The organism is Stenotrophomonas sp. NLF4-10 (assembly GCF_022359915.1).
Classification (GTDB): Bacteria; Pseudomonadota; Gammaproteobacteria; order Xanthomonadales; family Xanthomonadaceae; genus Stenotrophomonas; species Stenotrophomonas daejeonensis.
This window is the reverse complement of record NZ_JAKSEE010000003.1, coordinates 1,519,283-1,537,658: the sequence shown is the minus strand read 5'-3', so window position 1 is coordinate 1,537,658 and position 18,376 is coordinate 1,519,283. Positions and strand designations below refer to the sequence as shown.

21 protein-coding genes are annotated in these 18,376 nt (G+C 68.9%); 9 read left to right on the top strand and 12 right to left on the bottom strand.

Annotated features, from left to right (window positions below; translation table 11 throughout):
• The first annotated feature begins 107 nt into the window (after positions 1 to 107).
• On the top strand, positions 108 to 686 hold the full coding sequence (locus MIC98_RS07290; RefSeq protein ID WP_239736661.1) for a superoxide dismutase: 579 nt from the start codon (positions 108 to 110) through the stop codon (positions 684 to 686).
• Positions 687 to 981: 295 nt separating this feature from the next.
• Here MIC98_RS07290 and MIC98_RS07285 read toward each other — a convergent pair whose 3' ends face one another.
• Together MIC98_RS07285 and purE are read right to left on the bottom strand one after the other, a co-directional pair.
• A complete protein-coding gene (locus MIC98_RS07285; protein WP_239736660.1) occupies positions 982 to 2,124 on the bottom strand; it encodes a 5-(carboxyamino)imidazole ribonucleotide synthase in 1,143 nt (380 codons plus the stop codon).
• Positions 2,121 to 2,624 carry a 5-(carboxyamino)imidazole ribonucleotide mutase gene (gene purE, locus MIC98_RS07280; RefSeq protein ID WP_239736659.1) on the bottom strand — a complete coding sequence of 168 codons (504 nt, stop codon included), beginning with the start codon at positions 2,622 to 2,624 and terminating at the stop codon, positions 2,121 to 2,123. Before purE ends, MIC98_RS07285 begins: the two co-directional genes overlap by 4 nt.
• A 59-nt stretch (positions 2,625 to 2,683) precedes the next feature.
• On the opposite strand from purE, the gene MIC98_RS07275 reads away from it, so the two are divergent.
• The 4 genes from MIC98_RS07275 (at position 2,684) to MIC98_RS07260 (ending at position 5,265) form a co-directional block, all read left to right on the top strand.
• Positions 2,684 to 2,953, top strand: a complete 270-nt coding sequence (locus MIC98_RS07275) for a Trm112 family protein (protein ID WP_239736658.1) — start codon at positions 2,684 to 2,686, stop codon at positions 2,951 to 2,953.
• Positions 2,953 to 3,825 (top strand): carboxylating nicotinate-nucleotide diphosphorylase, encoded by an 873-nt coding sequence (gene nadC, locus MIC98_RS07270; protein WP_239736657.1) that lies wholly within the window; start codon positions 2,953 to 2,955, stop codon positions 3,823 to 3,825. The genes MIC98_RS07275 and nadC overlap by 1 nt, the downstream gene beginning before the upstream one ends.
• A 76-nt stretch (positions 3,826 to 3,901) precedes the next feature.
• On the top strand, positions 3,902 to 4,804 hold the full coding sequence (locus MIC98_RS07265) for a DUF2272 domain-containing protein (protein ID WP_239736656.1): 903 nt from the start codon (positions 3,902 to 3,904) through the stop codon (positions 4,802 to 4,804).
• Positions 4,805 to 4,914: 110 nt separating this feature from the next.
• Positions 4,915 to 5,265 carry a DUF3301 domain-containing protein gene (locus MIC98_RS07260; RefSeq protein WP_057640833.1) on the top strand — a complete coding sequence of 117 codons (351 nt, stop codon included), beginning with the start codon at positions 4,915 to 4,917 and terminating at the stop codon, positions 5,263 to 5,265.
• Positions 5,266 to 5,479: 214 nt separating this feature from the next.
• On the opposite strand, the gene MIC98_RS07255 is transcribed toward MIC98_RS07260, so the two are convergent.
• From MIC98_RS07255 to MIC98_RS07230, 6 genes are all read right to left on the bottom strand, one after another.
• On the bottom strand, positions 5,480 to 5,920 hold the full coding sequence (locus tag MIC98_RS07255; protein WP_239736655.1) for a ClpXP protease specificity-enhancing factor: 441 nt from the start codon (positions 5,918 to 5,920) through the stop codon (positions 5,480 to 5,482).
• A gap of 78 nt (positions 5,921 to 5,998) precedes the next feature.
• The gene (locus MIC98_RS07250; RefSeq protein ID WP_057640625.1) at positions 5,999 to 6,634 is read right to left on the bottom strand and encodes a glutathione S-transferase N-terminal domain-containing protein; all 636 of its coding nucleotides are present in this window, start codon (positions 6,632 to 6,634) and stop codon (positions 5,999 to 6,001) included.
• Positions 6,635 to 6,787: 153 nt separating this feature from the next.
• Positions 6,788 to 7,531: a cytochrome c1 gene (locus MIC98_RS07245; RefSeq protein WP_239736654.1), complete on the bottom strand. Its 744-nt coding sequence runs from the start codon at positions 7,529 to 7,531 to the stop codon at positions 6,788 to 6,790.
• A complete protein-coding gene (locus MIC98_RS07240) occupies positions 7,524 to 8,786 on the bottom strand; it encodes a cytochrome bc complex cytochrome b subunit (RefSeq protein ID WP_057640623.1) in 1,263 nt (420 codons plus the stop codon). Before MIC98_RS07240 ends, MIC98_RS07245 begins: the two co-directional genes overlap by 8 nt.
• A gap of 2 nt (positions 8,787 to 8,788) precedes the next feature.
• Positions 8,789 to 9,409 (bottom strand): ubiquinol-cytochrome c reductase iron-sulfur subunit, encoded by a 621-nt coding sequence (gene petA / locus MIC98_RS07235; protein WP_057640622.1) that lies wholly within the window; start codon positions 9,407 to 9,409, stop codon positions 8,789 to 8,791.
• 183 nt (positions 9,410 to 9,592) lie between these two features.
• The gene (locus tag MIC98_RS07230; protein WP_239736653.1) at positions 9,593 to 10,513 is read right to left on the bottom strand and encodes a lytic transglycosylase domain-containing protein; all 921 of its coding nucleotides are present in this window, start codon (positions 10,511 to 10,513) and stop codon (positions 9,593 to 9,595) included.
• 136 nt (positions 10,514 to 10,649) lie between these two features.
• Between MIC98_RS07230 and miaB the strand changes: the two genes are divergently transcribed.
• A complete protein-coding gene (miaB, locus tag MIC98_RS07225) occupies positions 10,650 to 12,107 on the top strand; it encodes a tRNA (N6-isopentenyl adenosine(37)-C2)-methylthiotransferase MiaB (protein ID WP_239736652.1) in 1,458 nt (485 codons plus the stop codon).
• A 241-nt stretch (positions 12,108 to 12,348) separates the two neighbouring features.
• Here miaB and MIC98_RS07220 read toward each other — a convergent pair whose 3' ends face one another.
• The 4 genes from MIC98_RS07220 to MIC98_RS07205 are packed head-to-tail and all read right to left on the bottom strand — an operon-like array spanning position 12,349 to position 16,081.
• Positions 12,349 to 13,437 carry an ABC transporter permease gene (locus tag MIC98_RS07220; RefSeq protein WP_239736651.1) on the bottom strand — a complete coding sequence of 363 codons (1,089 nt, stop codon included), beginning with the start codon at positions 13,435 to 13,437 and terminating at the stop codon, positions 12,349 to 12,351.
• Positions 13,434 to 14,357, bottom strand: a complete 924-nt coding sequence (locus MIC98_RS07215; RefSeq protein WP_239738076.1) for an ABC transporter ATP-binding protein — start codon at positions 14,355 to 14,357, stop codon at positions 13,434 to 13,436. The genes MIC98_RS07220 and MIC98_RS07215 overlap by 4 nt, the downstream gene beginning before the upstream one ends.
• Positions 14,358 to 14,397: 40 nt before the next feature.
• Positions 14,398 to 15,360 (bottom strand): HlyD family efflux transporter periplasmic adaptor subunit, encoded by a 963-nt coding sequence (locus MIC98_RS07210; protein WP_239736650.1) that lies wholly within the window; start codon positions 15,358 to 15,360, stop codon positions 14,398 to 14,400.
• Positions 15,353 to 16,081: a TetR/AcrR family transcriptional regulator gene (locus MIC98_RS07205; protein WP_239736649.1), complete on the bottom strand. Its 729-nt coding sequence runs from the start codon at positions 16,079 to 16,081 to the stop codon at positions 15,353 to 15,355. Before MIC98_RS07205 ends, MIC98_RS07210 begins: the two co-directional genes overlap by 8 nt.
• A gap of 161 nt (positions 16,082 to 16,242) precedes the next feature.
• Here MIC98_RS07205 and MIC98_RS07200 point away from each other — a divergent pair, with 161 nt between their 5' ends.
• The 3 genes from MIC98_RS07200 to MIC98_RS07190 are packed head-to-tail and all read left to right on the top strand — an operon-like array spanning position 16,243 to position 18,330.
• Positions 16,243 to 17,229 carry a PhoH family protein gene (locus tag MIC98_RS07200; RefSeq protein ID WP_239736648.1) on the top strand — a complete coding sequence of 329 codons (987 nt, stop codon included), beginning with the start codon at positions 16,243 to 16,245 and terminating at the stop codon, positions 17,227 to 17,229.
• Entirely contained in the window at positions 17,226 to 17,711 is a 486-nt protein-coding gene (ybeY, locus tag MIC98_RS07195; RefSeq protein WP_239736647.1) for an rRNA maturation RNase YbeY, read from the top strand. The genes MIC98_RS07200 and ybeY overlap by 4 nt, the downstream gene beginning before the upstream one ends.
• Before the next feature lie 49 nt (positions 17,712 to 17,760).
• Positions 17,761 to 18,330, top strand: a complete 570-nt coding sequence (locus MIC98_RS07190; RefSeq protein ID WP_057640890.1) for a hypothetical protein — start codon at positions 17,761 to 17,763, stop codon at positions 18,328 to 18,330.
• The last annotated feature ends 46 nt before the right edge of the window (positions 18,331 to 18,376 follow it).

Here is an 18,376-nt window from a genome sequence, read left to right as displayed (position 1 = left end):
TGCTGCTGCGAAAGAACGGCCCGCCGTGGTCGGCTAGACTCTGCGGGGTTGATGATTGTAAGCCGAGCCGGCCAACTCCCGGCGCTTCGCCCCGAAAGAAACGGACCATGCCCGTCGAACTGCCCGACCTGCCCTACCCCCGCACCGCCCTGCAGCCGCACCTTTCGGCCGAGACGCTGGACCTGCACCACGGCGGCCACCACCGTGCCTACGTGGATGCCCTCAACGCGCGCATCGCCGGCACCGAGCTGGACGGGCTGCCGCTGGAGGACATCGTCCGCGGCAGCCAGGGCAGCCTGTTCGAGGTGGCCGCGCAAGCCTGGAACCACGCCTTCTTCTGGCAGTGCCTGCACCCGCGCGCCGGCGGCGAGCCGCATGGCGCGCTGGCCGAGCGCATCACCCGGCAGTTCGGCGACGTGCAGAAGCTGCGCGAGGAGTTCAACCGCGCCGCGCTGGCGGTGTTCGGCTCCGGCTGGTGCTGGCTGGTGCAGCACCCGGACGGCCGCCTGGCCATCGCCACCACCCGCAACGCGAATACGCCGCTGACCGGCGACAGCACGCCGCTGCTGGCCTGCGACCTGTGGGAACACGCCTACTACACCGACTACCAGAACGACCGCGCGCGTTACCTGCAGGCGTTCTGGAAGCTGGTGAACTGGGATTTCGTCGGCGCGCAGTTGCAGTGACTGCACTCGTGGATGCGGGGCTTGCCCCGCATGAAGCGTTACCGGTGAAGCCCGTGCCGTTGTAGCGACGGGGCTTGCCCCGTCGGGGCCTTGCCGGTGAAGCCCCGTGCCGGGCAAGCCCGGCACCTACGTGCAGCCACGGTGAGGCGGCTTATGTAGATGCGGGGCTTGCCCCGCATGGGGCTTTCCCGGTGAAGCCATGTGCCGGGCAAGCCCGGCACCTACGGTCATGGGGCTTTCCTGCAACGCCCTGTCGCGACTCACGTCGCTCCTACGGCCGGCTGCCGTGGTTGGCTCAACCGCGCAGCACGCGGACCACCGGTTCGACCTGCGCCTGCCGTCCCAATGCATTGCCGATACGCTCCAGCGCATCGGCCAACGCCACCGCATCGTCGGCGCGCAGGTTGGCATGGCCGACCTTGCGGCCTTCGCGCGGCTGCTTGCCGTAGTCGTGCCAGTGGCCGGCCGGCTCGGCCAGCACCGCATCGGCATCGGGCATCGCCCCGATCCAGTTCAGCATGCAGGCCCTGCCGAGCACGCGGGTATCGCCCAGCGGCAGGCCCAGCACCGCGCGCAGGTGGTTCTCGAACTGCGAGGTTTCGGCGCCGTCGCTGGTCCAGTGGCCGGAGTTGTGCACGCGCGGCGCCATCTCGTTGGCCAGCAGTTCGTCGCCGCGACAGAACAGTTCCAGCGCGAACACGCCCACGTAGTCCAGGTGCTCGGCCACGCGGCGGGCGTAAGCGATGGCGGTGTCGTGCTGCGCGGCCGTCGCCACGGCCGGGGCCAGGCTGGCCGACAACACGCCGTCCACATGCCAGTTGCCGGTCAACGGCCAGGCGCGGAACTCGCCATCGCGGCCACGCACGGCCACCACGCTGACTTCGCGGTCGAAGGCGACGAAGCCTTCGAGGATCAGGCCGGTCGTTTCGACCTGCGCCCCCAGCGCCTGCCATGCGGCATCGACGTCGGCCGCGCCGCGGATGCGGAACTGGCCCTTGCCGTCGTAGCCCAGGCGGCGGGTCTTGAGGATGCACGAGGTGCCGAACCCGGCCACCTTCGCCGCCAGTTCGTCGCGGCTGCGGATATCGGCGAACGGCGGCAGCGGGATGCCCAGCTCGCGGAACAGGGTCTTCTCGCTGAGCCGGTCCTGCGCCACGGCCAGCGCCGCCGGGTTCGGGAACACCGGCTTGCGCTCGGCCAGCCAGCGCGCGCTGGCCGCCGGCACGTTCTCGAAATCGAAGGTGACCACGTCCACCTTGCCGGCAAATTCGGCCAGCGCGTCCAGGTCGTCGAACGCCCCCACCTGCAAGGGCGCCAGTTGCCCGGCGCAGGCGTCGGCGGCCGGGTCGAACACCACGAAACGCAGGCCCAGCGGCGCGCCGGCCAGCACCATCATGCGGGCCAGTTGCCCGCCCCCCAGGATGCCTACCGTGGTCATTGGCGCGGGTCGTCCGCGGCCATCACGTCGGCGGTCTGGCGCGCGCGGAAGGCCGCCAGCGCCCCGGCGATCGCCGGTTGTTCCGGTGCCAGCATCGCCGCGGCGAACAGCGCCGCATTCGCGGCGCCGGCATTGCCGATGGCGAAGGTGGCCACCGGGACGCCGGCCGGCATCTGCACGATCGACAACAACGAATCCATACCGTTCAGCGCCTTGGACTGCACCGGCACGCCCAATACCGGCACCGCGGTCTTGGCCGCGAGCATGCCCGGCAGGTGCGCGGCGCCACCGGCGCCGGCGATGATCGCGCGCAGCCCGCGCGGGCCGGCTTCATCGGCATAGGCGAACAGCACGTCCGGCGTGCGATGCGCCGACACCACCTTCACTTCGTAGGGAACGCCCAGCGCGTCGAGCTTCTGCGCCGCATGCTGCATGGTCTCCCAGTCGGAGCGGGAACCCATGACGATGCCGACGAGCGGCATGGGGGAATTGGGGGTCATTGGCCGTCACCTGCTGCAAAGACGTATTCTAGCCGCCTTCCACGCAAGACCACGACCCGATGGACCGCAAACTGCTCGACCTGCTCGTTTCGCCCGACACCCGCCAGCCGCTGGCCCTGCTGGACGGCGCCGGACTGGAAACGTTGAACGCGGCCATCGCCGCCGGCGGCGTCGTTCGCGCGGACGGCAGCACGCAGGCGCAGCCGCTGCGCGAGGCGCTGGTCACCCGCGACCGCAAGCAGGTGTTCCGCGTCGAGGACGGCATCCCGGTGCTGCTGGCCGAGGAGGCCATCGCCACCGCGCAGATCGACGGCTTCGCGGGCAAGTGATGCCGCCGCGACCACCGGCCGCGCCGCCGCAGGAACAGGTCGACGCCGACGTCGCCCGCGCCCTGGCCGAGGACCTCGGCAGCGGCGACGTCACCGCCGCACTGCTGCCCGACGCCGCCGACTGCGCCTACCTGCTGTGCAAGCAGGACGCGGTGATCGCCGGCCGCCCGTGGTTCGACGCCACCCACCGCGTGCTCGACCCGCAGGTGCGGATCGACTGGCGGGTGCGCGAAGGCGACCACGTCGGCGCCGGCACCGTGCTGGCCACGTTGCAGGGCCGCAGCCGCGCGCTGGTCAGTGCCGAGCGTACCTCGCTGAATTTCCTGCAGACGCTGTCGGCCACCGCCACCACCACCGCGCGATACGTCGCGGCCGTGGCCGGCACCAGGGCGCGCATCCTCGACACCCGCAAGACCCTGCCCGGCCTGCGCGTGGCGCAGAAGTACGCGGTGCGCTGCGGCGGCGGCGACAACCACCGCATGGGCCTGTTCGACACGGTGATGCTGAAGGAAAACCACATCCGCGCCGCCGGCTCGCTGGCCGCCGCGGTACGCGCCGCGCGCGCGCAGCAGCCCACCCTGCCACTGGTGGTGGAAGTGGAAGACCTCGAACAGTTGCAGCAAGCCCTGGCCATTGGCTGCGAGCGCATCCTGATCGACGATTTCACCCCGGCGATGCGCCGCGACGCGGTGCGCATCGTTGCCGACCTCGCTCCCGAAAAGCGCATCCCGCTGGAGGTCTCTGGCAGCGTCGGGCTGGACGGCCTGCGCGCGATCGCCGAAGACGGCGTGGACTGCATTTCCATCGGCGGCCTGACCAAGCACGTGCAGGCCATCGACCTGTCGCTGAAGCTGGGGCCGCCACCGGGCTGATGCGCACAGCCGCGCATGCACGCACCATCGCGCCGCGCCCGTTAGGATGCACCGGCCTCCAGGTTTGGAATACGACGTGTTCCCACGCTTTCTGTCCTGCTGTTTCCTGCTGTTGCTGCCCTTCGCCGCACATGCGCTGGAGGTCTGCGACCTCCCGCCACGCCATGGCACCAGCCGGACAGCGCAAGCCATCGTCCGCACCGCCTGCAACGAACACCGGCTGTGGCAGCGCGCCTTCATCGACCGCGATGGCCGCATCGCCCACCTCGGCACCACCGAAGCGGAGAACGAGAACCTCGCCGACGATGGGCTCGTCGCCTGGCAGCGCGTGGCCGGCTACTGGCGCGAGAGCGGCACGCTGTCGGCAATGGCGGCCCATCCCGGCGCACAGAGCTGCCTTGCCCCGCCCGGCGAGCGCGCCACCGACAACGACTGCCGCGCCTTCCTGCTCGACAACCCGTGGTCGGCCGCCTTCGTCGCCTGGGTGATGACCCGCGCCGGCGTGCCCGGCTTCCTGCGCTCGCCGCGCCACATCGACTACATCCGCGCCGCCTACGGCGGTGGCGCCGGCGCCATTCCGTACCGCTTCGGCGACCCGGCAACGGACAAGCCCGCGCCGGGCGACCTGTTGTGCTTCCTGCGCGACCGCGACGGCGTCCTGAGCCATGCGGGACTGGTGCAGGCACTGGCGGCCGGCCGTACCGACCGCTGGAAGTCGCATTGCGAAGTGGTCGTCGCCGCCAATCCCGGGGGCGACCGCACCCTGTACCTGATCGGCGGCAACGTCGCCAACACGGTCATCATGCGCAAGCTGCCGCTGGAACGCACCGGCAGGCTCGACCTGCCCCCGCTCCCGGCAAGCGGGCCGGAGCCGCAACCGGGATGTTCCCCCGGCCGCGAGGAAGCCTGCGACTTCAACCGGCAGGACTGGGCGGCGCTGCTGAAGCTGTCCGTCCCCGAGCCGGCAGAAACTCCGTAGCATCCCGGGACATCCGGCGGACACCCGCATGCCCCAGGCCGCGTCTGTACCGGACCGGGCTGCATCCCCGCATGGTTCCGCTTCGCCGCGCCGCCGCCTAAAGTAGCGCCATGCCCACCCTGCTGCTCCTGATGATCTTCGGCGCCCTTGCCTATGCCTTCTGGGATTTCTCCCGGGCAGCGGCCGAACGCGCCACCGAACTTGGCCGCAATGCCTGCCAGGCCGCCGACGTGCAGTGGCTGGACCAGAGCGTGCATGCCACCGGGCTGCGCCTGTGCCGCCTGCCCAACGGCTGGCTGGGCTTCGAGCGCACGTTCCGGTTCGACTATTCCCATGACGGCATCGAGCGCCACAGCGGGCGCATGGTGCTGCGCGGCCGCGAGCTGGTCGCATTCGTCGGCCCGGCCAGTGCCCGGATCAGCACGCTGCGCCAGGGCACCGAAGAAGCCGAAGACGTGTAAGTGCCGGGCTTGCCCGGCACGGAGCTGTACCGGGAGAGCTTCATGCGGGGCAAGCCCCGCATCTACGTGGCGCGCGTGGGCCGTTGCTCGTTCGTGGATATCCGTAGGTGCCGGGCCTGCCCGGCGCGGGGCCTTCCCGACAATGCGCCATGCGGGGCAAGCCCCGCATCCACGCCCCAATGAAAACCGCCGCCTTGCGGCGGCGGTTCCCGGCTTACTTAACCACCCGCAGGAACGGGCGCTTGCCCGAAGGCGCGGGCGGCTCCGGCGGTGCGCTCGGTGGCGGCGTGTCGTCATCGTCCGGCGCCGTGTTGTCCGTACCGGGCAGGTCGTCCGGCAGCGCCATGCCCTGTCCCGTCTCGCGCGCATATACCGCCAGGATCGCGGCGATCGGCACGCTCACCGGAAAGCTGATGCCGGAGAAGCGCGCGGTGAAGCTCACCCCCTCGTTGTCGATGTGCAGGCGCATCACCGCCCGTTCGGCGATGTTGAGTACCACCCGTTCGTCCTTGACCGCGCTGGCCGGCACCTGCACGCCCGGCACGCCGGCGTCCACCATGATGTGCGGGGTCATGCCGTTGTCGTTGATCCACTCCACCAGTGCCCGCAACAGGTACGGGCGGTGGCTGCTCATGCGGAAAGTTTCTTCACTCATGCGGCAAGTCTACGCGTCTCGGATACGCGATCACCGCCCGCAGGCGGTGATCGTCAAGTCTGCATACAGCCGCTGGGATCAGGCCGGCAATTCGCGCAGCTTCTTTTCCTGGTCGGTGAGGCTGCGGATGAAACCCGGGTTGCGGAAGATGCGGTTGCCGTAATCCTCGATGGCCTTGCCGTCCTTGGGCAGCGGGATGCCCAGCGCTTCCAGGCGCCAGACGATCGGCGCCATCGCGCAGTCGGCCAGGCTCATTTCCGGGTTGAGGAAGAACTTGGAGGCCTTGAACAGCGGCACCGACTGCGCCACAAGCTCCTTCAGGCGCTTGCGCGCGGCCTCGGCCTGGGTCTTGTTGCCCAGCTGGATGGCCTGCACCTGCGGCACCCAGTCATGCTCGATGCGCAGCATCGCCAGCCGCAGGCGCGCCCGCGACAGCGGGTCCACCGGCATCAGCGGCGGGTGCGGGTAGCGCTCGTCGAGGTACTCGCTGACCACCGAGGCGGCATACAGCACCAATTCGCGCTCGACCAGGGTCGGCACCGAATGGTAGGGGTTCAGGTCGATCAGGTCTTCCGGCGGATTCTGCGGATCGACCGGGACCAGGTCGTAGGTGACGCCCTTGGCGGCCAGCACCAGCCGCACCCGATGGCAGAGGACGTCATCGTTGGCAGAGAACAATGTCAGGGTATTTCGCATGCGCACACTCGCTGCCATCAAGGACTCTCCAGCAGCCGGAATGCTCCGGCCTCACGGCGCCGCCCGCCCATTGCCGGCGGCCGCCAAGGTGTACCGAGTGTGCAGCCAGCGGGCGCGGATGCCAAGCGTTTGCCCGTCCCGCGCCCGTGCACGCCCCGGTTCACCCGTGCATCAATGCACGTCCTTCCAGTATTCGTTCTTGAGCAGGTAGGCCAGGAACGCCAGCAGCGCCAGGAACAGCACCACCCACACGCCCATGCTCTGCCGCTTCAGCACCGCCGGCTCGCCGGCATATTCGAGGAAATTGGTGATGTCGCGGACGGTCTGGTCGTACTCGGCCGCGCTCACGCTGCCCGGGCTGGTGACGACCAGCCGCTCCGGGTGGCGCTCGCCGGCCACGTCGGGCTCGCCGAACTCGGCATGCTGCAGGCCCTGCAGCTCCCACAGCGGGTTGGGCATGGAAGCGTTGGGGAACAGCTTGTTGTTCCAGCCCAGCGGACGCGATTCGTCCAGGTAGAACGACTTGAGGTAGGTGTAGATCCAGTCGGTGCCACGCACGCGGGAGATCAGGCTCAGGTCCGGCGGCATCTTGCCGAACCACTTGTCGCCCTGTTCCTTGGACATGGTCACGAGGATCTGCTCGCCGACCTTGGCGCCGGTGAAGTTCAGGTTCGCCATCACCTGGTCTTCGCTCAGGCCGAGGTCCGAGGCCATGCGCGAGTAACGCAGGTACTTGAGCGAGTGGCAGCCCGAGCAGTAGCTCATGTAGGCCTGCGCACCGCGCTGCAGCGATGCCCGGTCGGTCAGGTCGTTGCCGGCCTGCTGCAGCGAGCCGCCGCCCGATGCCAACGCGGCGGTGGAGAACAGCAACGCGGTGCCGGCGGCAGCCAGCAAGGCAAACCATTTCTTAGTCATGCGTCGTCACCCGTTCCGGCACCGGCTTGGTCTTGTCCAGCTTGGTCCACACTGGCATGGTCAGGAAGAAAAGGAAGTAGTACCCGGTCAGGAAGCGGCCGATGATGGTCTCCACCGGGTCGGTGCCAGGGCCGGCGCCGATCTTGCCCAGCCACACGAAGCTGATGGCGAAGGCGAACAGCAGCACCTTCGACAGCACGCCACGGTAGCGGTACGACTTGACCTTGGCGCGGTCCAGCCACGGCAGCGCGAACAGGATCGCGATCGCGCCGAACATCACCAGCACGCCGCTGAGCTTGTGCGGCACCACGCGCAGCATCGCGTAGTACGGGGTGTAGTACCACACCGGCTTGATGTGCTCGGGCGTCACCAGGCGGTTGGCCTCGGTGAAGTTGTCGTGCTCGAGGAACCAGCCGCCGAACGCCGGGGCGAAGAAGATGATGAAGGCGGCGATGCCCATCATCGCGAACACGTAGAAGGTGTCCTTCACCGTGTAGTACGGGTGGAACGGCACGCCGTCGGCCGGCGCGGTCGGCGACCAGCGGTTGCCCTTCGGGCCCTTCTTGATCTCCACGCCGTCCGGGTTGTTGGAACCCACCTCGTGCAGCGCGCCCAGGTGCAGCACCACCAGCAGCAGCAGCACCAGCGGCAGCGCGATCACGTGCAGGGCGAAGAAGCGGTTCAAGGTGGCGTCGGACGGCAGGTAGTCGCCCATGATCCACTCGGTCAGGCCGTTGCCGATCACCGGGATCGCGCCGAACAGCGAGATGATGACCTTCGCGCCCCAGAACGACATCTGGCCCCACGGCAGCACGTAGCCCATGAAGGCCTCGGCCATCAGCACCAGGTAGATCAGCATGCCGAGGATCCACACCAGCTCGCGCGGCTTGCGGTAGCTGCCGTACATCAGCCCGCGGAACATGTGCAGGTAGACGACGATGAAGAACAGCGAGGCGCCGGTGCTGTGCATGTAGCGGATCAGCCAGCCCCACTCGACGTCGCGCATGATGTACTCGACCGAGGCGAAGGCTTCCGCCGCGCTGGTCTTGTAGTGCATCGTCAGGAAGATGCCGGTGACGATCTGGTTGACCAGCACCACCATCGACAGCACGCCGAAGATGTACCAGATGTTGAAGTTCTTCGGCGCGTAGTACTCGGACATGTGCTTCCGGTACATCGGCATCAGTGCCGGGGCGCGTTCGTTGACCCAGTCCATCACGCCGTTGGCAGCGCGAACGAGGATGTTGTCAGCCATGATTATGCTGCCCCCTGCGGATCGACACCGATGATGATGGTGTTGTCATCGGCATAGTGATGCGCGGGCACGACCAGGTTGGTCGGCGCCGGCACGCCCTGGAACACGCGCCCGGACATGTCGAAGCGCGACTTGTGGCAGGGGCAGAAGTAGCCGCCCTTCCATTCCGGGTCGTACGGCTCGGGCTTGATCTCGGCGGCCATTTCCGGCGAGCAGCCCAGGTGGGTGCACAGGCCGACCAGCACCGAGATTTCCGGCTTGATCGAGCGGAACTCCGGGTTGCCCTTGAGCACGTAGGCCGGCTGCTGGTCGAGGTTGCCCGACTGCGGGTCGCGCAGGCGGTTGTCCAGGGTGGGCAGTGCGTCGAGGATCGCCTTGGAGCGCTTGACGATCCAGATCGGCTGGCCGCGCCACTCCAGGACTAGGCGCTGGCCTTCCTGCAAGGCGCTGATGTCCGCGGTCACCGGCGCGCCGGCCAACTTGGCACGGGCGCTGGGATTCCACGACTTGATGAAAGGAACCGCCGCGAAACCGGCACCGACCGCTCCAACCACAACCGTGGTGGCGGTCAGAAACCGCCGACGCCCGGCGTTGACTGGATCGTTTACCCCATCGTTGGCCATCCGGCACTCCGACTCATTGACTTTAGGTAGCTTGAGGCTGCCAGCGGCCGGGGTCCGTGAACCTTCGACCGCCACTTATCTGAACCGCTCCCGAGTTTAGCTGAACGCATGCAGCCCAGACAATGCGCTCAAACAACCACCCGGTTTTCCATCACGGCGATCCGCAATATGCGGCCCATCGCCTCACTGGTGCGACCTCAGCTCGCTGCGGTAACGCTCGGCCAGCTGCGCCACGCGCTTCACGTAGTACTGCGTCTCGCTGTAGGGCGGCACGCCGCCGTGCCGGGCCACCGCGCCCTCGCCGGCGTTGTAGCCGGCCGCGGCCAGGGTCAGGTCGCCATTGAAACGGCGCAACAGCCAGGCCAGGTACTGCACGCCGCCACGAATGTTCTGCGGTGCGTCATAGGCATCGGCGACCCCGAAGCGGCGGGCCGTCGCCGGCATCAGCTGCATCAACCCCTGCGCGCCGGCACGGCTGAGCGCGGTCGGGTTGTAGGCCGACTCGGCGTGGATCACCGCCCGGACCACCGCCTCTTCCACGCCGAATTCGCGCGCCGCGGCGGCGATCTCGTGCTGGAAAGCGGTGGTGTTCAGGCGCACCGTGCCGAAGTTGACGCCGTTGTTGGCGCCGCAGGCATAGCAGCGCTCGATGTAGCTGTAGCGGATGGTGCGCACTTCGCCGAGGCTGGCCACCTGCGCCGGCCGGGCGCTGGTGTAATGGCGCACGCCGTCCTTCATGTAGGAATAGACCTGCCCGCTGACCACGCGCTGTGCGGGGCCGGTACGCGCCGGGGCCGGCGGCGCACTGACGGCGATGGCGGAAGGGGCGATGCTGGCGGCGGTGGCCTTCGCGGCCGATGCGGCTGCATCGGCAGGCGGCGGCGGGACGACCGGAGCCGGAGCCGGCGGCGGCACCCGCGGCCTCGAAGCCGGGGTTGACGCACGGTAGTTGCTGACCACGCTGCAACTGGCACCGCGGATGCGCTTGCTGACGTAGTTGGAAACCCCGTCGGCGCCGACGCACTTGTACAGGGTGCCCGCGCTGGCCGGCATTGCCGCCAACGAAGCGATCAACAATCCCCCGAGCCCCAATGCAGTCTTCATTGCGGCCGCGAGTGTCCCAGTTTCCCGGCATGAATGCCAACCCGCCGGCGCCAGTTGGACGCGCCACCGGTACAATCGCCCCCTTCGCCGCAGCCCGCCGGGCTGCCTGCCCGCCCACCCGTCTGGAATAAGCACCATGCCCGGGACGCCAGCTTCCCCTTTGCCGACAACGGCCGGCCCCGCCGTGCCCGCCCCCGCCACCACGCCCGCCGCCGGGCTGGTTCCCCTGCCGGGCCTGCGACGAAAAGTCGCAGGTCAGGTGCGCGGCAAGCTCTACATAAAGACCCACGGTTGCCAGATGAACGAGTACGACTCGGCCAAGATGGCCGACGTGCTGGCCGAGCACGAGGGGCTGGAGCTTACCGACAACCCGGAAGAAGCCGACGTGGTGCTGGTCAACACCTGCTCGATCCGCGAGAAGGCGCAGGAGAAGGTGTTCAGCCAGCTCGGCCGCTGGAAGGAGCTGAAGGCCGGCGGCCGCGAGGTCATCATCGGCGTCGGCGGCTGCGTCGCCTCGCAGGAGGGCGAGGCCATCGTCAAGCGCGCGCCGTATGTCGATCTGGTGTTCGGCCCGCAGACCCTGCACCGCCTGCCCGAGCTGATCCGCGCCCGCCGCGAGCAGAACCGGCCGCAGGTGGACATCAGCTTCCCCGAGATCGAGAAGTTCGACCGCCTGCCCGAGCCGCGCGCCGAGGGCCCCTCGGCATTCGTGTCGATCATGGAAGGCTGCTCCAAGTACTGCTCGTTCTGCGTGGTGCCCTATACCCGCGGCACCGAGGTCAGCCGCCCGTTCGAGGACGTGGTGGTCGAGTGCGCGCAGCTGGCCGCGCAGGGCGTGCGCGAGATCAACCTGCTCGGGCAGAACGTCAACGCCTATCGCGGGCCATATGGTGATGGGGAACTGGCAGACCTGGGGCTGCTGATCCGCACCATCGCCGAGATCGACGGCATCGGCCGCATCCGCTTCACCACCTCGCATCCGCTGGAGTTCTCCGACTCGCTGGTGGACGCCTACCGCGACGTGCCCAAGCTGGCCAACTACCTGCACCTGCCGGTGCAGGCCGGCAGCGACCGTGTGCTCAGCGCGATGAAGCGCGGCTACACCGCGCTGGAGTTCAAGGCCAAGATCCGCAAGCTGCGCGCGGTGCGCCCGGACATCTCGATCAGCTCGGACTTCATCGTCGGCTTCCCCGGCGAGACCGAGGCCGACTTCGAGAAGACGATGAAGCTGATCGAGGACGTGGGCTTCGACCAGAGCTTCTCCTTCATCTATTCGCGCCGCCCGGGGACGCCTGCCGCCGACCTGGAGGACACCACCTCGGAGGCCGAGAAGCACGCGCGGTTGTCGCGCCTGCAGGCACACATCAACGAGTACGCCGCCGGCATCTCGAAGAAGATGGTCGGCAGCGTGCAGACCGTGCTGGTCGAGGGCCCCTCGCGCAAGGACGCCAATGAGCTGACCGGCAAGACCGAGAACATGCGCTCGGTGAACTTCCCCGGCCACCCGCGCCTGGTCGGCCAGTTCGTCGACGTGGTCATCACCGAGGCGTTGAGCAACTCGCTGCGCGGGCGGGTGGTGACCGACCAGGCTTGAATCGCGAGCTTGGCTCGCTCCCACATCCGTAGATGCGGGGCTTGCCCCGCATGGAGCTTCCCCGATAAAGCCCCGCACCGGGCAAGCCCGGTGCCTACGAGAGGCGCTCGTACCGACCTTCGTCGCGGTCAATTTTTCACCACGCGACCCAAACCCTTGCCGCACCTGCCCCGCACGCGGTTATCCACAACTTCGTCGCGCGCGCATCCACATGCGATGTGGAAAACCCCTTGTCGCCCGATCAGTCCAGCCGCTTGCGGAAACGCAGGATCGCCCCGGCCATCATCACCGCGCTGAAAGCCAGCAGCGCCAGCGCGTCCGGCCACAACTCCCACAGGCTGGCGCCGCGCAGCATCACGCCGCGGATCAGGCGCAGGAAGTGGGTCAGCGGCAGCACTTCGGCCAGCCATTGCACCGGGCGCGGCATGCCGGCGAACGGGAACATGAAGCCGGACAGCAGGATCGACGGCAGGAACAGGAAGAAGGTCATCTGCATCGCCTGGAACTGCGATTGCGCGCGGGTGGAGATCAGCAGGCCCAGCGCGAGGTTGGCGACGATCAGCAGGGCGGCGGCGACGAACACGTCCAGCAGGCTGCCACCCAGCGGCACGTGGAACAGCCACGTGCCCAGCGCCAGCACCATGCTGGTCTGCACCAGCCCGACGACCACGTAGGGAACGACCTTGCCGACCATCAGCTCGGCGCTGGTCAGCGGCGTGGCGATCAGCAGCTCCATGTTGCCGCGCTCGCGTTCGCGCACGATCGCCACCGCGGTGAACAGCACCATCGTCATGGTCAGGATCACCCCCACCAGTCCCGGCACGATGTTGGCCGCCGAGCTGCGCTGCGGGTTGTAGAAGCCGACCACGCCGATGCTGCCGGCCGCCAGCGGATTGAAGCCGCTGCCATCCAGCGGCATCCGCGCCAGCTGCGCCGCCGCGCTCTGCACCGCGTTGTCGCTGCCATCGACAAGGATCTGCAGGGCTTCGCGGCCTTCGGTGCGGCGCCGCTCGTAATCGGGCGGGATGACGATGCCGATGCTGATTTTCCCGCGCCGCATCGCCTCCAGCAGTTGCTGCGGCGTTTCCGCCTCCAGTACGGGCGTCACCACGCCGGTGGCTACGATGTCGCGCGCCAGCATGCGCGAGGCCGAGGTGCGGGCCTGGTCGGCGAAGCCGGCGGACAGGTCGCGCAGGTTGGTGTTGATCGCATAGCCGAACAGCAGCAACTGCATCACCGGGATGCCGATGATCATCGCCAGGGTGATGCGGTCGCGCCGCATCTGTCGCACCTCCTTGGCCATCACCCCGAGCAGGCGCCGCAGCTTCATGCGTCCTCCCCGGCGGCATGCCGGCGGCGGGTGGTGGCGACGAACACGTCTTCCAAGCTGGCGGGTTGCGGATGGATGCGGGCGGCGATGCCTGCCGCGCGCAGCGCATCGGCCAGGGGCGCTTCGCTCCCCTCCTCGGCCAGCAGCACGCGCAGGCTGTTGCCGACCTGCGCCACGCTGGCAACGCCCGCGCAGGCGGACAAAACATGCGCCGCCTGTCGCGGCAGCTCGGCCTCGACTACCAGCGCGCGCCCGGCCAGTCGCGCAGTGAGTTCGGCCGGCGTGCCATCGGCGACCAGCACGCCGCGGTCGAGGATGGCGATGCGGTGGCAGCGCTCGGCCTCGTCCATGTAATGCGTCGATACCAGCAGCGTGGTGCCGGCATCGGCCAGCTCGAAGAGCTTCTCCCAGAAATCGCGGCGCGATTCGGGGTCCACCGCGCTGGTGGGCTCGTCGAGGAACAGCAGTTCGGGCTGCTGGATCACCGCTGCGGCCAAGGCCAGGCGCTGCTTCTGGCCGCCGCTCATGGTGCCGGCCAACTGCTTCTGCCGGTCCTGGAAATGGTATTGCTCGACCAGTTCGTCGATGCGCCGGCGCGCCGGCGCCCTGGGCATGTCGTGCACGGCGGCGAGGAATTCGAGGTTCTCGCGCACGCTCAGGTCGTCGAACAGCGAGAACTTCTGCGTCATGTAGCCGATGCGGCTGCGCAGCGCCTCGGCCTGTTCGGGAATGCGCAGGCCCAGCACGTCGATCTCGCCCGCGCTGGGCGTGAGCAGGCCGCACAACATGCGGATGGTGGTGGACTTGCCCGAGCCGTTCGGGCCGAGGAAGCCGTAGACCTGCCGGCGCGGCACGTCCAGGTCGACGCCATCCACCGCGGTGAGTGCGCCGAACCGCTTGCTCAGGCTGCGCGCGCGGATGGCGAGATCGTCGGCGAGGTCGTCCGCCATCGCGGCATGCTCAATGCGCGGCATCGGCCACGACCTGCACCGGCGCGCCCACCGGCAGCATGGCCGCGTCCTTGCCGAGACTGATTTCGGCCAGGTAGCTCAAGCGCTCGGCGTCCTGCCCGGTCAACGCGAAATACGGGGTGAACACCGGCTCGCTGCGGATCATGCGCACGCGCCCGGCGAACACCTGTTCCGTCGCTTGCCCCTGCACCTGCACGCGCAGCGTGTCGCCCACCTGCACGCGGTTGCGCAGCGCCTGCGGCAGGTAGACGCGCGCATAAGGCGCCTCGCCGACCAGCAGGACCACCAGTGGCGCGCCCGCGGCCGGCTGGTCGCCGAGCTTGTACGGCAGGCTGTCCACCCGGCCGGCGCGCGGCGCGACCAGCGCCAGCTTGTCCAGCGACACCGTCTGCGCTGCCGCGCTGGCTTCGGCCGATGCCACGGCGGCCTCGCCCTGCGCCACCTGCTCGGAACGGCTGCCGTGCAGCAATTCGGCCAAGGCCGCCTCGGCCTGCCGCACCTGCGCCTGCGCGCTCTGCGCGGCGGCGCGGGCACGGTCCAGCTCCGCCGCGGCGACCAGTTGCCGCGGGGCCAGCGGTTGCAGGCGCGAATGGTAGGCCTGCGCTTCGCGCGCCTGTGCCTGCGCGGCGGCCAGGGCGGCGCGGGCCTGGGCGATGTCTTCCGCACGCGGGCCGTGGCGCAGTTCCGACAACGCGGCGCTGCGTTGCGCCGTTTGCGCCTGCAGTGCCGCCAGCTGCGATGCGGTGTGCGTCGGTTCGAGTTGCAGCAGCGGTGCGCCCGCGGCGACCTGCTGGCCTTCGCGCACGTCGATCCGCACGATGCGCTCCGAAGCCGGCGCCGGCAGCGTCACCCGGTCCCATTCCAGCGTGCCCAGCGCCTGTGGCGGCTGCCGCGAACAACCGGCCAGCAGCACGGCCAGCAACGCCGTGGCGGGGATGCATCGATCAGCCATGTTCCAGCTCCAGTCCCTGCGTCAACAATGCCAGCGCATGGCGTTGCACCACGTCGGCCCCCAGTTCGCCCGTGCCGAACAGCTGCTGCCAGATCGGCGCACTGGCCAGCGGGAACATCGTCAGCCCCACCATCGACACCACCATCAGGCGCGGGTCCAGCCGCGGATTGAGCTGCTCGGCCCGTTGCGCCGCCGTGAAACGCTCGGCCAGCAGCTGTGGCAGCAGCGGGCCGATCCGTTCGATCATCACCTCGCGCAATGCACCGCCTTCGCAGAGGATTTCGCGCACCCACAACGTCGGCAGCCACGGATGCGCGGCCACCGCGCGGGTGATGCCGTTGACGAAGGCGGCCACCAGCGCGGCCACGTCGTCGCCTGCCTCGCCCACCCCGGCATGCACCTGCGCCATCACCGGCCACAGCCGCTCGGCCACCACCGCCTGCTGCAGTTGCAGCTTGTCGCCGAAGTAGTAATGCACCAGCGCCGGCGTCACCCCGGCGCGGCGGGCGATGTCGCGCAGCGAAGTGGCACTTATGCCCCGCGCGGCGAAGCAGGCCAGCGCCGCGTCCAGCAGCCGTTCGCGCAGGTCGACGGCATCGGCGGTGGGCCGCCGCCCCGGCGTGCGCTTGCGCGGGGAGCGGGCAACGGGTTTTGCCGGTGCTTCGAGCGGGGCCGCCGCGCGTCTGCCCGGGCCGGAGGTCGTGGGTGTGGATCGCTTCATCGCATCATTTAATTCAATGAACAATTAAATTTCAATGATCGAAAATGAGCCCTGTTCATGGATACGCACCGCCCTGCCTGAGGGGCCACGGCGGAAGTGAGACAATGCCGCCTGCGCGCCGCGGCATTGATACCGTGCGCACCGGCACCATCTCCTTGCCCATGACCGCCATCACCCACCACGACTTCACCCTGGAACCGGCCGACAACGAACGCCTGGCCAACCTTTCCGGCCCGTTCGATGAACACCTGCGCCAGATCGAACTGGCACTGGGCGTGGAGATCGCCAACCGCGGCCACGTATTCCGCGTCAGCGGCCCCGGCAGGACCGCCGCCGAAGCCGAGAAGCTGCTCGAGGCGCTATATGCCGAGGCCGGCGAAACCGTGTTCGACAGCCACGCCATCCACCTGCGGCTGAACCGCGCCAACGTCGCGCAGGTGGCCGAACGCGCCTACGAGGCACAGGAAGTGGCGATCAAGGTCAAGCGCGGCACCGTGCGCGGGCGCGGCGCCAACCAGTCCAAGTACCTGCACCAGATCGCCACCCACGACATCAACTTCGGCGTCGGCCCGGCCGGCACCGGCAAGACCTTCCTTGCCGTGGCGATGGCGGTGGAGGCGTTGAACGAATCGCGCGTGCAGCGGCTGATCCTGGTGCGCCCGGCGGTGGAAGCCGGCGAGAAGCTCGGTTTCCTGCCCGGCGACCTTTCACAGAAGGTCGATCCCTACCTGCGCCCGCTGTACGACGCGCTGTACGAGATGCTCGGCGTGGAAAAAGTCGCCAAGCTGCTGGAAAAGAACGTCATCGAGATCGCGCCGCTGGCCTACATGCGCGGGCGCACGCTCAACGATGCCTTCGTGATCCTCGACGAGGCGCAGAACACCACCATCGAGCAGATGAAGATGTTCCTGACCCGGCTCGGCTTCGGCTCCACCGCGGTGGTCACCGGCGACCTCACCCAGACCGACCTGCCCAAGCATGTCAAGTCCGGCCTGCGCGATGCCATCGAGGTGCTGCGCGGCGTGGAGGGCGTGAGCTTCACCTTCTTCGAATCGCGCGACGTGGTGCGCCACCCGCTGGTGGCGCGCATCGTCAGCGCCTACGACCACCGCGACCTGCAGCGGGTCAAGCCCGGAGCGGAAGAATGACAAAAGGCCCCGTGCAACTGGACGTCGCCGTCAGCTATGCCCTGCCCCGCGCCGGGCTGCCGGCGGCGGCGAGTTTCCGCAAGTGGGTGGCGGCGGCGCTGGCCGGCCGCATCCGCGAGGCCGACCTGGCCATCCGCCTGGTCGATGCGAAGGAAGGCCAGGCGCTGAACCACCACTACCGCGGCAAGGACTACGCCACCAACGTGCTCAGTTTCCCCGCCGAGCTGCCCGAAGGCCTGCCCAAGGGCGTCAAGTTCCCGCTGCTGGGCGACCTGGTGATCTGCGCGCCGGTGGTGGCGCGCGAGGCCGCCGAACAGGGCAAGCCGCTGCGCGCCCACTACGCGCACCTGACCGTGCACGGCGTGCTGCACCTGCTGGGCTGGGACCACGAGGACGACAGGGAAGCCGAGGCGATGGAGCAACTGGAGCGCGAGATCCTCGCCGACCTCGGCATCGCCGACCCGTATGCCGGCGAGCGCTGAGCGCGTCCCCGCATTTTCCTTCCTGCCGCCTGATCCGGACGCCAGACCGATGAAAAACCTCTTCTTCCCCCTCGCCCTGCTCGCCGCCCTGCCGGCCACGGCCCGGGCCGAACCGGCCATCGACCTGCCGGCGCTGATCGAGTGCCGGCAGAGCGTCAGCGAGTTCACCGCGCTGGCGCCGATCGCCGCCGACCCGCTCAAGGCGGTGGCGCTGGGCTGGCGGCCGCTGCCGCAGGGCAACCTGTTCATGAACGAGTACGTGCTGAACGAGCCCATCAGCGTGTTCGGCCGCCGCGCCGACCACATCGCGATGGCCGGCGCCAGCATCGTCGCCCTGCTCGACCTGCCCGACCCGCACCCGCTGGCCGACGAACTGAAGCTGGAAACCGGCTACGACGCCGACGGCAAGTTCATGGCCGGGCGCGAGCTGGTCAGCCGCGACGTGGTCGATGCCGAAACCGGCGAGCCGATGATCGAATCGGTGATCCTGAGCGTGTCCAACGTCAAATCGCACCCCGGCAAGACCCTGGCCGGCTGCACCTACAGCCTCGACCTGCCGGCCGAGGACGAAGCGCCGGATGCCGCGTCAGGCGCGGCCAAGGCCACGCCGCCGGCCTGAACGGCCTCCTGCTAGACTTCCCGCCACCGCCCGCGCACCGGGCGCA

What these genes read in the sequence shown, in the direction of transcription:
- MIC98_RS07290 (WP_239736661.1), top strand. Translation starts at nt 108, where the DNA reads ATGCCCGTCGAACTGCCCGACCTGCCCTACCCCCGCACCGCCCTGCAG.
- MIC98_RS07285 (WP_239736660.1), bottom strand. Translation starts at nt 2,124, where the DNA reads ATGACCACGGTAGGCATCCTGGGGGGCGGGCAACTGGCCCGCATGATG.
- purE (WP_239736659.1), bottom strand. Translation starts at nt 2,624, where the DNA reads ATGACCCCCAATTCCCCCATGCCGCTCGTCGGCATCGTCATGGGTTCC.
- MIC98_RS07275 (WP_239736658.1), top strand. Translation starts at nt 2,684, where the DNA reads ATGGACCGCAAACTGCTCGACCTGCTCGTTTCGCCCGACACCCGCCAG.
- nadC (WP_239736657.1), top strand. Translation starts at nt 2,953, where the DNA reads ATGCCGCCGCGACCACCGGCCGCGCCGCCGCAGGAACAGGTCGACGCC.
- MIC98_RS07260 (WP_057640833.1), top strand. Translation starts at nt 4,915, where the DNA reads ATGCCCACCCTGCTGCTCCTGATGATCTTCGGCGCCCTTGCCTATGCC.
- MIC98_RS07255 (WP_239736655.1), bottom strand. Translation starts at nt 5,920, where the DNA reads ATGAGTGAAGAAACTTTCCGCATGAGCAGCCACCGCCCGTACCTGTTG.
- MIC98_RS07250 (WP_057640625.1), bottom strand. Translation starts at nt 6,634, where the DNA reads ATGGCAGCGAGTGTGCGCATGCGAAATACCCTGACATTGTTCTCTGCC.
- MIC98_RS07245 (WP_239736654.1), bottom strand. Translation starts at nt 7,531, where the DNA reads ATGACTAAGAAATGGTTTGCCTTGCTGGCTGCCGCCGGCACCGCGTTG.
- MIC98_RS07240 (WP_057640623.1), bottom strand. Translation starts at nt 8,786, where the DNA reads ATGGCTGACAACATCCTCGTTCGCGCTGCCAACGGCGTGATGGACTGG.
- petA (WP_057640622.1), bottom strand. Translation starts at nt 9,409, where the DNA reads ATGGCCAACGATGGGGTAAACGATCCAGTCAACGCCGGGCGTCGGCGG.
- MIC98_RS07230 (WP_239736653.1), bottom strand. Translation starts at nt 10,513, where the DNA reads ATGAAGACTGCATTGGGGCTCGGGGGATTGTTGATCGCTTCGTTGGCG.
- miaB (WP_239736652.1), top strand. Translation starts at nt 10,650, where the DNA reads ATGCCCGGGACGCCAGCTTCCCCTTTGCCGACAACGGCCGGCCCCGCC.
- MIC98_RS07220 (WP_239736651.1), bottom strand. Translation starts at nt 13,437, where the DNA reads ATGAAGCTGCGGCGCCTGCTCGGGGTGATGGCCAAGGAGGTGCGACAG.
- MIC98_RS07210 (WP_239736650.1), bottom strand. Translation starts at nt 15,360, where the DNA reads ATGGCTGATCGATGCATCCCCGCCACGGCGTTGCTGGCCGTGCTGCTG.
- MIC98_RS07205 (WP_239736649.1), bottom strand. Translation starts at nt 16,081, where the DNA reads ATGAAGCGATCCACACCCACGACCTCCGGCCCGGGCAGACGCGCGGCG.
- MIC98_RS07200 (WP_239736648.1), top strand. Translation starts at nt 16,243, where the DNA reads ATGACCGCCATCACCCACCACGACTTCACCCTGGAACCGGCCGACAAC.
- ybeY (WP_239736647.1), top strand. Translation starts at nt 17,226, where the DNA reads ATGACAAAAGGCCCCGTGCAACTGGACGTCGCCGTCAGCTATGCCCTG.
- MIC98_RS07190 (WP_057640890.1), top strand. Translation starts at nt 17,761, where the DNA reads ATGAAAAACCTCTTCTTCCCCCTCGCCCTGCTCGCCGCCCTGCCGGCC.